Source organism: Pseudomonas sp. LS_2 (genome assembly GCF_042709235.1).
Lineage (GTDB): Bacteria > Pseudomonadota > Gammaproteobacteria > Pseudomonadales > Pseudomonadaceae > Aquipseudomonas.
The window spans coordinates 1-12,624 of sequence record NZ_JAVAYC010000030.1 but is presented as its reverse complement, the minus strand read 5'-3'; the positions used below and the strand labels follow the sequence as shown (position 1 = coordinate 12,624).

Sequence of the window (12,624 nt, the reverse complement as noted above, 5' to 3'; positions counted from 1 at the left end):
ATCAGCTCCGACGCGGGACGGTCAGGGCCACGGCGGCGATGGGCTCGACCTGCGCGTAGCCGGGTTGGCTCGGCTGTAGCGACAGCTCGGCCCCTGCGCCGTTGCGATAGGTTGCTGCAATCACTGCCAGCATGGCCGTTACCTCGCTCATTGATCCCGCGGTTCGGTGCCAGGGGATGAGTGGGTCTCAGGCGGCTTGGGTTGCTGCATCTGCAGCGATGCTTTGCTGGGGTCGGCATCCTTCGCGGGATGATCGTCATCGCGGTCAAAACAGCCACTGAGCAGCGCAACAATGGCGCCTAGCAGCGCTGTGGCCAATAGATTCCTGTTCATGATGGGCTCGCCGTTCGTTGAGAACACTTACAAGCACCGAGTCAATCCCGCCCGAGGGATTCGGTTTGATTCCATCCCAGCAGATGAGCGGTTCTGCGAGCTACCGCTCATCCTCCCACCCTTGCGACAAGCGGGCGCAGTCACGCTTGCGCCGTGCAAAAGTAGTCGCTTTTGGCCAAATGCGTGCCGCCTGGCTTTTCGATGGAATTTCTCTGCGGCGCTTGGCTCCATAGCGCATGAGCTAAGGAGAACTCTTGTGCCAGCACTTCGTTTGTATGTGGTCGAGTATGAGCTTCACGCAGAGCCCCGGACATTCATCATCCGCCTGGAAAAAATGGACAACGCAGTGGCCTGGCACTGGGCCAGTTGCGACGCTGGCGTCGGGATTATCCCGAGGTTCGGCCAGCACAAAATCAAACTGGTCAGTCGCCCTATGGCCGAGCGTTACGGGATTACCAACGTGAGGTGGCGGCTGGCCGGCGATGGCCCTGAGTTTGTCCCTCCGCCTATTGATGTCGGAAAGTTCTCAGGCGCTGCTGAAGAGACGTAGCGTCTCGCACTGCCTCACTAACCTGGAGATCATGAAATGCAGCCCAAAACAGAAGGCACCGAAGAGAAGGGGCCAAGCGACGTCCCCTTCATCAACGACCCCGAAAAGCCTGCTTCGCCGCCCTTGAATGACGCCGATGCCACGGATGCCGCCGAGGTAGAAGAAGACATCCAGGACGATGACCTATCGATTTAGCTATTCATGCGCTGCATGCCTGCCCAATCCTATTCGACTGACCGGGGGCGATGAGGGATATCAACCCTGAAGCACGTTCCCTCTTCGACCGTCGATTCCACGCTGATTTTGCCCTCGTGGCCAGACACGACTTGTGCGGCGATAAACAGGCCCAAGCCCAGCCCTTGCGGTGGAGCCTCATTTCCTGAATAGCTGGAGTAGCGGCCCTCGGGGTTGAACAAATAGGGCATCGCGGCGGGGGGAATGGGTGTGCCCAGGTTTCTCACTTCGAAGCGAACAAAAGCGCCCTCTTCTTCCAGTGTCACCTGGACAGGGCGCTTTATATCTCCATACCGCACCGCATTGCCGATGAGGTTGGCGAACACCTGAGCCATACGATCCGGATCGAACTGGCCGTGAACGGGTCGCGTATTGATGAACTCAATGCTTGCTTCGGGTTGACCGACGCTGATTTCGCCAATGACGTTTCTGCAAATTCGGCTTAGATCGGCAGAAACCCGCACGACTGGAATACCGATTCCAAGGTTGAAGCGGGCCAAGTCCACCAGGTCATTGACCATCCGGGTGCCTCGCCGCGCGCTGACTCCAATTTGAACAGCAATATCCCTTTCCCTTCCCTCCAGCTTGCGGCTGTTGGCAAGGAGGTCAGAGCCCATCAAAATGGCGCTCAGGGGGGCTCTCAAGTCGTGGCCAAGCACGCCCAGCACCATTTTTCTGGTCAACTCGACAGCGCGCCCATAGGACGCGATCGACTCCACGAGCGCTTGGTCAATGGCCTCGTTGAATCGCACCATGTCGTCCACCTGGTGCAGCAGGTCAATTTCCGGGGAGGCTAACCACAGCCTCAGCACGCTGGACCTCAGCGCCCTGTATTCGGAGACCATTTGATCCATGGTGAACCCATCGATCAGCCGCAATACCGCATGAGTCTGAGCTGCGGTTTCATCGGGGCTTGCCGCAGCCAGGCCTTTGGATTTCCTGATCTGTTCCCTTTCGGTTTGAGGGGTTCGGATATCAGCGGCAACGGCGTGGAGGATATGCTCGGCATGATTGCGCAAACCTTGGGCATCTTGGCTCGGCAGAGGCGTTTCTACATGCCGGGCAAAGTTTTCCCACGTTTGCAGGATCGGCTCGAGGTTAGTTTCGATGAAATCAGCGAGCCGCATGACGAGCCTCCTGCCTGGTTGAGCCATGATCGCTAACCAGCCTAATCCACTTTTGCAACATCTTCCTGCCCAAGTTCCCTAACGGTTGGGGCAGGACGGAAATCCCCTCGCGTGTTTACAGCGCGGGCTTTATATGCGTAAATCCGAATATTCGAATTTCCATATTCAATAGGCGTGCCATGCCCCTCTCTCCTCCCGCTGTCTTCAAGTGCCTCGGCGATGAAACCCGCGCACGGATCATGCTGATGCTGTTCGCCGAAGGAGAGCTTTGCGTGTGCGAACTCATCTGGGCGCTGGATGACAATCAGCCGAAAGTGTCTCGACACCTGGCCCAGCTACGGGCCTGCGGGCTGTTGGAGGATCGCCGCCAGGGCCAGTGGATCTACTACCGTCTTCATCCCGCGCTTCCCGAGTGGATCCGCGGTGTCCTGCAGGTAACGCTCGAGGCGCACCAGGCCTGGGCTGATGACGGTCGGGGACGCCTTGCTTCAATGGAAGGCCGCCCCGTCCGCCAGGTTTCGTGCTGCTGAGGAACACAGATGCTCACCGCTGGCCTGATCTTCGTTCTCACACTCACACTGGTCATCTGGCAACCCAAGGGCCTTGGCGTTGGCTGGAGTGCCGCCGCGGGCGCAATCCTGGCCCTACTTACCGGCGTGGTCAGCCTGGGTGATGTTCCAACCGTATGGCACATCGTGTGGAATGCCACGGCCACCTTCATCGCGGTCATCATCATCAGCCTTCTGCTCGATGAGGCCGGCTTCTTTGAATGGGCAGCCTTGCATATGGCGCGCTGGGGCCGTGGAAAAGGTGGACGCCTGTTCGCCCTGATGGTGCTGTTGGGCGCTGCGGTATCGGCATTGTTCGCCAACGATGGCGCGGCACTGATCCTCACGCCCATCGTTATCGCAATGCTCACCGCCCTGCGCTTCAGCCCTGCTTCCACCCTCGCCTTTGTCATGGCGGCGGGATTCATCGCAGACACTGCAAGCCTGCCCATGGTCGTCTCAAACCTGGTGAACATCGTCTCTGCCGACTTCTTCGACGTGGGCTTCGGCGAGTACGCCTCTGTCATGTGGCCAGTGAACCTGGTCAGCGTGGCCGCCACGCTGCTGATGCTCTGGCTGTTCTACCACAAGGACATTCCCGCCCAGTACGACCCCAAACAACTGACCGCCCCCGAGCGGGCCATTCGTGACCGGGCCACATTCGTGGCGGGCTGGTGGGTACTTGTCCTGTTGCTGGCCGGCCTTTTTGCGCTGGAGCCGTTGGGAATTCCCGTTAGCGTCATCGCGACCCTGTGTGCCGTCATCCTCCTGATCATCGCAGGTAGAGGTCGCGTCATCTCCACACGCAAGGTGATCAAGCATGCTCCCTGGCAGGTGGTGGTGTTCTCGCTGGGGATGTACCTGGTCATCTACGGTTTGCGTAACGCCGGGCTCACCGATGCCCTTTCCATACTGTTCAGTTATTTCGCCGGGCATGGGCTTTGGGCAGCCACTTTTGGCACGGGAATCTCGGCAGCCTTGTTGTCTTCGGTAATGAACAACATGCCCAGCGTGCTGATCGGCGCCCTCTCGATCCAAGGCAGCGATGCTACAGGCTTGATCCATGACGCAATGGTCTACGCCAACGTGATCGGCTGCGACCTGGGCCCAAAGTTCACGCCCATCGGCAGCCTTGCCACTTTGCTGTGGCTGCATGTACTTGCGCAGAAGAACATCCGCATCACCTGGGGGTACTACTTCAAGGTGGGCACCCTCCTCACCCTCCCTATCCTGCTCGTGACCCTGGCCGCCTTGGCCTTGCGGCTGACCTTCCCCGCCTAGGAGCCCCCCATGAAAGTGCTGTTCATGTGCACCGCCAACAGTTGCCGCAGCGTGCTCTGCGAAGGCCTGTTCAACCACGATGCTCCCCAAGGCATGACCGCTGTGAGCTCCGGCAGCTTCCCCAGTGGACGCTTGAACGCACGCGCCGTCAGCACGCTGAATAGCCTTGGAGTGGATACTCGCGCGCTATACAGCAAAGGCTCGGAAAGCTTCCGGGACAACCCACCGGACATCGTGATTACCGTGTGCGACAAGGCCGGCGGTGAGCCGTGCCCGGTGTACTTCGGGCCTTCAATAAAGAGCCACTGGGGACTTGCCGACCCTTCCGATGTTCAAGGAAGCGATGAGCAAGTGCAGGCGGCCTTCGATGCGACCGTGAGCCACATCCGCAAGCGCTTCGCCGCATTCTTTGCCCTCGACCACAGCGCCCTCAGCCCTGCGCAGCTCAAGCACGCACTGGATCGGATCGGGGAGCTCTGCTGAGCGAACTAACTGGAATCGTTCGTCGCCGCGGCCCTCGACAAGCTCAGCCAGGTCGCCCTTCCAGCCACACGCCGCGCATCTTGCCTCTCCAGTGACCGGATCGGGAGCGCTCGTTCACGGTCCGGCGCCCCTCCTCAGTGCCTCTCCCCATCCAGCCATGGCATGTACGCGCCATGATCGGGAGCGCATTGCTCAAGACATCCATCAGGTAGCCCTTGCCACGATCAGCACACGAGGGCTGCCGAGGTGAGCTTACAGAAATGTAATCACCCCGGAATCTGAACTATGTCAGCTTTAGGGGCATGTCTCCCCGATTGTGCTTTGGCAAATGCCTACGAGGCTTGGGGGAAGCTCAATTGAACCAGGTGGTTGCGCGACCCGCAGCCTGGATATCAGCGATCTACCTGACTGGACGCAACGCATGCAAAGCAAAACCACGAGACGTTCATTCGTCAAAGGCCTGGCTGCTACCGGATTACTGGGTGGGCTGGGTATGTGGCGCGCGCCGGTCTGGGCTGTAACCAGCCCCGGCCAGCCCAACGTACTGACCGGCACTGACTTTGACCTGTACATCGGGGAGCTGCCGGTGAACATTACCGGCGCAGCTCGTACCGCCATGGCCATCAACGGTTCGCTACCAGGGCCGATACTGCGTTGGCGGGAAGGCGACACAGTCACCCTCCGGGTACGCAATCGCTTGAAGCAGGACACCTCCATCCACTGGCACGGCATCATTCTGCCGGCGAACATGGATGGCGTGCCGGGCCTAAGCTTCCATGGCATAGCCCCCGATGGCATGTATGAGTACAAGTTCAAGGTCCACCAGAACGGCACCTACTGGTACCACAGCCACTCGGGCTTCCAAGAGCAGGTCGGTGTCTACGGCGCACTGGTGATCGATGCCAAGGACCCAGAGCCGTTCACCTACGACCGCGACTATGTCGTCATGCTGAGTGACTGGACGGACGAAGACCCCGCGCGGGTTATGTCCAAGCTCAAGAAGCAATCGGACTACTACAACTTCCACAAGCGCACCCTTGGCGACTTCGTCGACGATGTGAGCGAGAAAGGCTGGTCTGCCGCGATGGCCGATCGGAAGATGTGGGCCGAGATGAAGATGAGCCCCACCGATCTCGCTGACGTGAGCGGGTACACCTACACCTACCTCATGAACGGCCAGGCGCCGAACGGGAATTGGACGGGGATCTTCAAGCCAGGCGAGAAAATTCGTCTTCGCTTTATCAATGGCTCGGCCATGACCTACTTCGACGTGCGGATTCCCGGCCTGAAAATGACGGTTGTCGCAGCCGACGGTCAGTACGTCAAACCTGTGTCGATCGATGAATTCCGGATTGCCGTTGCCGAAACCTACGATGTCATTGTCGAGCCTGAAGACGAGCAGGCCTACACCCTCTTTGCTCAGTCGATGGATCGCACCGGCTATTCAAGAGGGACCTTGGCTATCCGTGAGGGCCTGCAGGCCCCGGTGCCGACGGTAGACCCACGGCCTCTCATCGCCATGGACGACATGGGGATGGACCATGGCAGCATGGGCGGCATGGACCACGGCCACATGGCCGATATGGACCACAGCCAGATGGCGGGCATGGACCACGCCAACATGGCCGCCCGCGGTGCCATGCAGAGCCATCCCGCCTCCGAAACAAACAATCCTCTGGTCGATATGCAGACCATGACCCCGACGCCAAAGCTGGACGATCCGGGGATCGGGCTTCGCGACAACGGGCGTCGGGTTCTCACGTATTCGGATCTGCACAGCACCTTTAGCGATCCTGACGGCCGTGAACCTGGCCGGACCATCGAACTGCACCTCACCGGCCATATGGAAAAGTTCGCCTGGTCCTTCGATGGCATCAAGTTCTCTGACGCTGAACCGCTGCGGCTCACGTACGGCGAGCGTCTGCGCATCACCTTGGTCAACGACACCATGATGACTCACCCCATCCACCTGCATGGCATGTGGAGTGACCTGGAGGATGAGAACGGCAACTTCATGGTCCGCAAACACACGATCGATATGCCGCCTGGCTCGAAACGTAGCTATCGGGTCACCGCAGATGCGCTCGGGCGTTGGGCCTACCACTGCCACCTCATGTACCACATGGAAATGGGCATGTTCCGAGAAGTCCGCGTGGACGAATGAACTGGAGATACGCGATGAGCAAACCAATGAAACGAAGCGCCTTTTTCTTGTCTGCCGCAGTGGCTGCCCTGCTCGCGGTGCACGCCCCGTCTTCCTGGTCCAGTGACAACCACGATCAGCACGCTCAAAAGCCGTCCGACGCAACCCGATCGGACGGCTCCAAGCGCCAGCAAGCCCAGGGCATGAACCATGAAGGCATGGATCACGGGTCCATGAAAGGCATGGACCACGGCGCCATGGAAGGCATGGACCACGGCAAGATGATGGAATCGCATGGCAGCGACAAAGCTAAGGCAGGGAAAAATGGCCAGTAGCGTTGCACGACCATCGTTGCTGGTATTGGCCGTTTCGCTAGGCGCGCTGGGCGTTGCGCCCAGCTTTGCCGGTGAAATGGACCATTCCGGGATGGATCACTCGGCAATGGGCCACGGCCAGCCCAAAGCCAAATCCGCCCCGATGGACCACAGCAAGATGGACCATGGCAGCATGAAAGGCACGGATCATGCTGCGATGGACCACGGTGCGATGGACCACGGTGCGATGGATCATTCCGCGATGGGACACGGCAAAACTGATTCGCCGACCACGACCAGCCGCACGCCAATCCCGGTGCTGACTGACGCTGACCGCCAGGCGGCTTTCCCCCCGCTTGAAGGGCACAAGATGGATGACAGCGGCCTCAACAGCTTTTTCTTGCTGGACCAGCTGGAATACCAGGACGCCGAAGAAGGCAGCACCCTTGCCTGGGAGGCATCCGGTTGGGTGGGCGGCGACATCGATAGGCTCTGGATCCGCTCGGAAGGTGAACGTACCAATGGGGTGACCGAAGATGCTGAGCTACAGCTCCTCTACGGCCGCGCCGTTAGCCCTTGGTGGGATGTAGTCGCCGGCGTCCGGCAGGACTTCAAACCGGAAGATCCCCAGACCTGGGCCGCGTTCGGGATTCAGGGCATGGCTCTTTATGACTTCGAAGCGCAAGCCACGGCGTTTATCGGCGAGAACGGTCAGACCGCCGCCCGACTGGAGGGTGAGTACGACATCCTGTTGACCAATCGTTTGATTCTTCAACCAACCGCCGAGGCCAATTTCTATGGCAAGAACGATCCGGAGCGCGGCGTCGGCTCTGGCCTGGCGAACACGGAAGTCGGGCTGCGGCTACGGTACGAAGTTGTTCGACAGTTCGCACCTTATATAGGTGTCACTTGGAGCCGCTCGTACGGCAGAACCGCCGATTTCATCCGCGATGAAGGCGGGGATGTGGACGAGGCTCGCTTTGTCGCCGGTATTCGAATGTGGTTTTGAGAACTCACCATGAAAAGAACAATTACAACGCTGGTGACGGCGGGCGCGGTTGGTAGTGCGGCGGTGCTTGGGGCCGCTTACTTCGGTGTTGTGAACGTAGCCGCGGATGACCCGCACTTTCCCGCAGTGCACGCGTTCCTGGCCATGGCGCGGGATCGTTCGATCGAAGTCCGGGCCCGCGGCATTGAAGTGCCAAACCTTGAGGATCCTGCTCTTATCCAAGCAGGGGCAGGCAACTACAACGCCATGTGTATCGCTTGCCACCTCGCCCCTGGGGTGCAGAAAACAGAACTCAGCCAAGCCCTATACCCCTCCCCACCAAACCTCACCGATACCGGCGCAAGTGGCGACCCTGCGGCGGCGTTCTGGATCATCAAGCACGGGATCAAAGCCACAGGTATGCCTGCTTGGGGCAAGAGCATGGATGACCCGTCCATCTGGGGCATCGTCGCGTTCCTGGACCAGCTGCCGCAACTTGATGCTGAGCAATACCGGATGATGGTGGCTTCCAGTGGTGGTCACCAACATGGCGGTGGCAGCTCACATGCGGAGCCTGCGTCGGTAGCGGAGCATCACGGGGATGACAAGTCCGCAGGGGGGCATTCGGAGCACCCCACAGGCTCTGCTGCCAACACTCATGTGCATAAAGATGGGAAGGCGCACGATCATGGCAAATAAACAAGGCCTGCATCGCTGCAGGCCTTGGTTTGGTTGGACGACAAAAAACGCCCCCTAGCGGTCATTCGCGAAAGGCTGCTAACGGCCAAATTCAACCGCTACAGCACATCGGCAGTCGCTACTTAGAAAACCTTTTCGCGCCAGCGACGCAAAGAATGACAGCGACTGTCACACCGAGCATCGTGATGCTCACGCTTTCGTGCAGCAAGGTCGCCGCTAGCGCAAGGCCGAAGAATGGTTGCAGCAGTTGCAACTGACCAACCGCGGCAATCCCGCCCTGAGCCAAGCCGCGATACCAGAACACGAAGCCGATCAGCATGCTGAACAAGGACACGTACCCGAGGCTTATCCAAGCGGGTACCGAGATGCCTGTGAAACTTACCGGCATCTTGTAGAACGCCAGTGCGGCCATTGCTGGCAGCGAAAGAACCAGCGCCCAGGAAATCACCTGCCATCCGCCCAGTACCTTCGACAGTTTGGCGCCTTCAGCATATCCCAGCCCGCAAGCCAGTATCGCAAGCAACATCAGGACATCGCCTTCGGGTGAGGCAGTCAGCCCCTGAGAAAAAGCAAAGCCGACGACCAGCAGGCTCCCCAGGATGGAAAATATCCAAAAGGCCAATCGCGGACGCTCACCGCCACGCAGTACGCCAAACGCCGCAGTGGCAAGAGGCAGTAAGCCAATGAAGACAATGGAGTGCGCTGAGGTTACATACTGCAATGCCATTGCCGTCAGCAGTGGGAATCCAACAACTACACCCAGTGCAACGACGGCCAGTGGAATAATCAGTTGGCGGGTCGGGCGCTTCTCCTGAAACAGCACGAGGAGCACCGCGCCCAGCAGGCCAGCAATGGTCGCGCGCGCAACTGTCAGGAATACCGGATCGAACGCCATGACGGCGACTCGGGTAGCTGGAAGCGAGCCACTGAAAATCAGCACGCCAATCAGTCCATTGAGCCAGCCGCTAGCGCTCCTACCTCTGACCTGACCGGATAAGTTTGCGGTATCACGCACGGCTCGTACCTCGTTGTTGGGACGAAAGAAGCGTACGATTCGATCAGCAATACAATCAAAAAATTGTACTGGATACGCTTTCCATGCCTCGGTCGCGCTACAAAGCTCTCGTCGATACGCTTGCCGCTGATATACGCACCGGCAGGCTCACTCCTGGCACGCGTCTGCCAACCCACCGAGAGCTTGCGAAGCAGCACGGGGTCGCGCTGGTAACCGCCAGTCGTGTCTACGCCGAGCTTGAGCAGATGGGGCTTGTGAGTGGAGAAACAGGGCGCGGCACCTTCGTTCGCGAGACATCCCTCCCCCAGGGCCATGGCATCGACCAGCAGGATGTCGCCGCTGGGCTGATCGACCTCAACTTCAACTACCCCTCGCTTCCCGGCCAAGCGGAATTGCTGCGCACGGCGCTCCGGCAACTCGCTCTGTCAGGCGATCTCGAATCTCTCCTGCGCTATCAGCCCCACGGTGGCCGGCTGCATGAGCGCGCAGCAGTAGCGCGGCACCTACAGGCGCGAGGTCTCGTCATCGAGCCGTCCCGCGTCCTGCTAGTGAATGGCGCTCAGCATGGCCTTGCAGTGACGCTGATGGGACTGTTGCGGCCTGGTGACGTCGTCGCTGCGGATGCATTGACCTATCCGGGTTTCAAGGTGCTTGCCGAGTCCCTGCACCTAGAGATTGTCGCACTGCCCTCAGCGGAGAACGGCCCCGACCTCGTCGCCCTGGAACGCCTTTGCAGAAGCAGACCTGTTCGCGCGATCTATACGATGCCGACCTTGCATAACCCGCTTGGCTGGGTGATGCCGCTGACCGAGCGAGAGCTCCTGGTGTCCATCGCCAAAAAACATGACCTGACTATTATCGAGGATGCAGCCTACGCCTATCTGGTCAAAGCCGCCCCGCCCCCTATAGCGCAGCTTGCCCCAGAGCGGACGGTGTACGTCTCTGGGTTCTCGAAGAGCGTCGCAACGGGTCTGCGTGTTGGCTTCGTCGCCGCGCCGGCTCAACGGATTGCAAACCTGGAGCGAGCGATTCGTGCCACCACGTGGAATACGCCGGGCATCCTAACCGCTATCACCACGGGGTGGCTGGATGACGGCACGGTTGCCAGGCTGGAAGTGGAAAAGCGCCGGGATGCACAGGCACGGCAAGCACTAGCGGCGACAGCACTTGAAGGCATTCACTACGTGAGTCATCCGTTCTCGTATTTCCTGTGGTTACCGCTGACCGAGGAGGCACGCGCCGACCGGATCACGATGGCGCTCATGCAGGAGCAAATATCCGTTTCTACGGCAGAGCCCTTTTCCACCTCACCGCACGTACCTCACGCATTGCGCCTGGCACTTGGCTCAGTTGATATGCAGTCGCTGGCATCTGCCCTGAAACGTGTGGCTTCAATTGTCGGCTTTTATTCATGACTTCTGGCTAGACATGGGCTTGCACCAATGGCCGCTTCTGGCCGAAAGCTGCCCTCCACCAACGTCTGCTTTGGGTCGAAAGCTGCCGGTCACGACTGACCGCAATCGACCCGAAGCTGCCCTTGGTGGAGGGCAGCTTTGGGCCAGCGCTGTCACGCTTCCACAAGGAAGCTTTACGTTGGAGAGTCAAAATTCTCCCGCAACTGGGCCAAACGTTTATTCCATGATTGCTCGGTCGTAATCCAGCAGGTATTTCTGGTGCACAGAATAAAGATTACGAAGGGCGACTGTGTTAGGGCCAACGACATCCATGCCTCTGTCATCATAGGGAAAAGCCACGATACCTTTCTCCAAGTTGAATAAATAGACGTCGCAGTAAGGTTCGCTATCTAAGCCCAGATCTTTTGCCAGCGCACAGGACAGCAGAGCTTCAATCGATCTGACAGACGCCTCAAAGGCAAGATACAACCAGTAATCCGGCCCTGACTCATCACACCAATCATCCCTATCCCTTTCCTCGAGCCATAACCATCGCTGGGTAGGGATGTGAATGCCTGCATGCTTGAGGGCGAGAAGACTCCTCCGATGGCGGAAGCGATTGTCGTCGGAGTAGATGCGTAGGCAGGCGGCCACAGGATGGTCGTCAACAAAGATATCCTTACAGATCACTTTGGACTTGCGAAGCGCTACCCGTAGTTGCTCGGTCGCGCTTCCGCCTTCAGAAAGTCCAAAGCGCAGGCCGCCACGGTATGAATAGAAAAGTGGTCTGTTGAAGACTGTAGGGCCGAAAATTTGCCAAATCCTATTTCTAAGGCTCACAAGCAGTTCCCTAAAAATCCTTGAAAGTGGGCATCATCAGAATGGGGGGATGTTGTCCGTGAGCCAATGTATCAAATCCAAGCAGGCTACCTCCCACCTCCAGCCACAGCTCGGGTATTTTTTCGAAGGGCAGCTATGGGTCGAAAGCGGTCAGTCGTGACTATCTATCCGATCTTAGTTTGGCATTTGAGGATCCCGGCTTCTCTAACGACGGGCTGCATCTGCAAGCCCGATGACGGGATAGTTGCCAAACGAGGTCAGCCCCTCGCGCCCATCCGGTTTCACATACCGGAAGCGCCAGCCTTTGCGGCCATTGGGGTAAACGAAGAGGTAAAGACCGTCACCCTCGAAAAGCTTGTGGGGCGGTCAGTAGGTTTAGCCGATCGGCATGCGGTGTCGGTCAGGAGAGCAGTAGTACGAGCCATAAGGGTAAACCCCTTTATCGAATCGACTTTATCCCAAGCGTTACCCCTAGATCGGCTGGCAGCTGTCGGATTCCGACGGAACGCCATAACGAAAAAACCCGCCAGAAGGCGGGTTTTACGGGGGTTCCAGAGATTTTGGTAGCCTTCGCTGGAACCTGAACTGGTGCCGGAGACAGGAATCGAACCTGCGACCTTCGCGTTACGAGTGCGCTGCTCTACCGACTGAGCTACACCGGCCTGTGCGCACCGC

Annotated in this window: 15 protein-coding genes, 1 tRNA gene and 1 pseudogene; 10 read left to right on the top strand and 7 right to left on the bottom strand. The window is 58.9% G+C overall.

From position 1 onward, the window contains the following. Position 1 precedes the first annotated feature (1 nt). Together RAC97_RS20965 and RAC97_RS20960 are read right to left on the bottom strand one after the other, a co-directional pair. On the bottom strand, positions 2 to 151 hold the full coding sequence (locus tag RAC97_RS20965) for a hypothetical protein (protein WP_377748375.1): 150 nt from the start codon (positions 149 to 151) through the stop codon (positions 2 to 4). Next, on the bottom strand, positions 148 to 333 hold the full coding sequence (locus tag RAC97_RS20960) for a hypothetical protein (protein ID WP_375101526.1): 186 nt from the start codon (positions 331 to 333) through the stop codon (positions 148 to 150). Before RAC97_RS20960 ends, RAC97_RS20965 begins: the two co-directional genes overlap by 4 nt. 256 nt (positions 334 to 589) lie before the next feature. On the opposite strand from RAC97_RS20960, the gene RAC97_RS20955 reads away from it, so the two are divergent. Together RAC97_RS20955 and RAC97_RS20950 are read left to right on the top strand one after the other, a co-directional pair. Continuing rightward, positions 590 to 883 (top strand): DUF6555 family protein, encoded by a 294-nt coding sequence (locus RAC97_RS20955; RefSeq protein ID WP_375101527.1) that lies wholly within the window; start codon positions 590 to 592, stop codon positions 881 to 883. A gap of 36 nt (positions 884 to 919) precedes the next feature. Further along, on the top strand, positions 920 to 1,078 hold the full coding sequence (locus tag RAC97_RS20950) for a hypothetical protein (RefSeq protein ID WP_375101528.1): 159 nt from the start codon (positions 920 to 922) through the stop codon (positions 1,076 to 1,078). A gap of 29 nt (positions 1,079 to 1,107) precedes the next feature. Here the strand turns inward: RAC97_RS20950 and RAC97_RS20945 are convergent, their stop codons facing one another. Beyond that, a complete protein-coding gene (locus RAC97_RS20945; protein WP_375101529.1) occupies positions 1,108 to 2,244 on the bottom strand; it encodes a sensor histidine kinase in 1,137 nt (378 codons plus the stop codon). Between the two features lie 179 nt (positions 2,245 to 2,423). Here RAC97_RS20945 and RAC97_RS20940 point away from each other — a divergent pair, with 179 nt between their 5' ends. The 7 genes from RAC97_RS20940 (at position 2,424) to RAC97_RS20910 (ending at position 8,700) form a co-directional block, all read left to right on the top strand. Continuing rightward, positions 2,424 to 2,774 carry a metalloregulator ArsR/SmtB family transcription factor gene (locus RAC97_RS20940; protein WP_375101530.1) on the top strand — a complete coding sequence of 117 codons (351 nt, stop codon included), beginning with the start codon at positions 2,424 to 2,426 and terminating at the stop codon, positions 2,772 to 2,774. A gap of 9 nt (positions 2,775 to 2,783) precedes the next feature. Beyond that, positions 2,784 to 4,073: an arsenic transporter gene (locus RAC97_RS20935; RefSeq protein WP_375101531.1), complete on the top strand. Its 1,290-nt coding sequence runs from the start codon at positions 2,784 to 2,786 to the stop codon at positions 4,071 to 4,073. 9 nt (positions 4,074 to 4,082) lie between these two features. Beyond that, on the top strand, positions 4,083 to 4,556 hold the full coding sequence (locus tag RAC97_RS20930; protein WP_375101532.1) for an arsenate reductase ArsC: 474 nt from the start codon (positions 4,083 to 4,085) through the stop codon (positions 4,554 to 4,556). Between the two features lie 421 nt (positions 4,557 to 4,977). Then, positions 4,978 to 6,720, top strand: coding sequence for a copper resistance system multicopper oxidase (locus tag RAC97_RS20925; RefSeq protein WP_375101533.1), 1,743 nt, complete (start codon positions 4,978 to 4,980; stop codon positions 6,718 to 6,720). A gap of 14 nt (positions 6,721 to 6,734) precedes the next feature. Continuing rightward, positions 6,735 to 7,034, top strand: coding sequence for a hypothetical protein (locus RAC97_RS20920; RefSeq protein WP_375101534.1), 300 nt, complete (start codon positions 6,735 to 6,737; stop codon positions 7,032 to 7,034). After that, positions 7,024 to 8,022 (top strand): copper resistance protein B, encoded by a 999-nt coding sequence (locus RAC97_RS20915; RefSeq protein WP_375101535.1) that lies wholly within the window; start codon positions 7,024 to 7,026, stop codon positions 8,020 to 8,022. The genes RAC97_RS20920 and RAC97_RS20915 overlap by 11 nt, the downstream gene beginning before the upstream one ends. Before the next feature lie 9 nt (positions 8,023 to 8,031). Beyond that, a complete protein-coding gene (locus RAC97_RS20910; protein ID WP_375101536.1) occupies positions 8,032 to 8,700 on the top strand; it encodes a c-type cytochrome in 669 nt (222 codons plus the stop codon). Between the two features lie 118 nt (positions 8,701 to 8,818). Here the strand turns inward: RAC97_RS20910 and RAC97_RS20905 are convergent, their stop codons facing one another. Continuing rightward, complete coding sequence (locus RAC97_RS20905; protein ID WP_375101537.1) at positions 8,819 to 9,715, bottom strand: DMT family transporter; 897 nt, start codon at positions 9,713 to 9,715, stop codon at positions 8,819 to 8,821. An 83-nt stretch (positions 9,716 to 9,798) separates the two neighbouring features. Here RAC97_RS20905 and RAC97_RS20900 point away from each other — a divergent pair, with 83 nt between their 5' ends. Beyond that, the gene (locus tag RAC97_RS20900) at positions 9,799 to 11,130 is read left to right on the top strand and encodes a PLP-dependent aminotransferase family protein (RefSeq protein ID WP_375101538.1); all 1,332 of its coding nucleotides are present in this window, start codon (positions 9,799 to 9,801) and stop codon (positions 11,128 to 11,130) included. 216 nt (positions 11,131 to 11,346) lie between these two features. On the opposite strand, the gene RAC97_RS20895 is transcribed toward RAC97_RS20900, so the two are convergent. From RAC97_RS20895 to RAC97_RS20885, 3 genes and pseudogenes are all read right to left on the bottom strand, one after another. After that, entirely contained in the window at positions 11,347 to 11,949 is a 603-nt protein-coding gene (locus RAC97_RS20895) for a DUF3885 domain-containing protein (protein ID WP_375101539.1), read from the bottom strand. A 207-nt stretch (positions 11,950 to 12,156) separates the two neighbouring features. Then, positions 12,157 to 12,374: pseudogene (locus tag RAC97_RS20890) on the bottom strand (Arm DNA-binding domain-containing protein); the annotation flags it as partial. A 161-nt stretch (positions 12,375 to 12,535) separates the two neighbouring features. Then, positions 12,536 to 12,611: transfer RNA gene (locus RAC97_RS20885), tRNA-Thr, on the bottom strand. Positions 12,612 to 12,624 lie beyond the last annotated feature (13 nt).

Excerpts from the sequence above, each read along its gene's own strand:
- RAC97_RS20945 (WP_375101529.1), bottom strand. The coding sequence starts at position 2,244 with ATGCGGCTCGCTGATTTCATCGAAACTAACCTCGAGCCGATCCTGCAA.
- RAC97_RS20925 (WP_375101533.1), top strand. The coding sequence starts at position 4,978 with ATGCAAAGCAAAACCACGAGACGTTCATTCGTCAAAGGCCTGGCTGCT.
- RAC97_RS20930 (WP_375101532.1), top strand. The coding sequence starts at position 4,083 with ATGAAAGTGCTGTTCATGTGCACCGCCAACAGTTGCCGCAGCGTGCTC.
- RAC97_RS20935 (WP_375101531.1), top strand. The coding sequence starts at position 2,784 with ATGCTCACCGCTGGCCTGATCTTCGTTCTCACACTCACACTGGTCATC.
- RAC97_RS20920 (WP_375101534.1), top strand. The coding sequence starts at position 6,735 with ATGAGCAAACCAATGAAACGAAGCGCCTTTTTCTTGTCTGCCGCAGTG.
- RAC97_RS20960 (WP_375101526.1), bottom strand. The coding sequence starts at position 333 with ATGAACAGGAATCTATTGGCCACAGCGCTGCTAGGCGCCATTGTTGCG.
- RAC97_RS20965 (WP_377748375.1), bottom strand. The coding sequence starts at position 151 with ATGAGCGAGGTAACGGCCATGCTGGCAGTGATTGCAGCAACCTATCGC.
- RAC97_RS20950 (WP_375101528.1), top strand. The coding sequence starts at position 920 with ATGCAGCCCAAAACAGAAGGCACCGAAGAGAAGGGGCCAAGCGACGTC.
- RAC97_RS20910 (WP_375101536.1), top strand. The coding sequence starts at position 8,032 with ATGAAAAGAACAATTACAACGCTGGTGACGGCGGGCGCGGTTGGTAGT.
- RAC97_RS20940 (WP_375101530.1), top strand. The coding sequence starts at position 2,424 with ATGCCCCTCTCTCCTCCCGCTGTCTTCAAGTGCCTCGGCGATGAAACC.
- RAC97_RS20900 (WP_375101538.1), top strand. The coding sequence starts at position 9,799 with ATGCCTCGGTCGCGCTACAAAGCTCTCGTCGATACGCTTGCCGCTGAT.
- RAC97_RS20915 (WP_375101535.1), top strand. The coding sequence starts at position 7,024 with ATGGCCAGTAGCGTTGCACGACCATCGTTGCTGGTATTGGCCGTTTCG.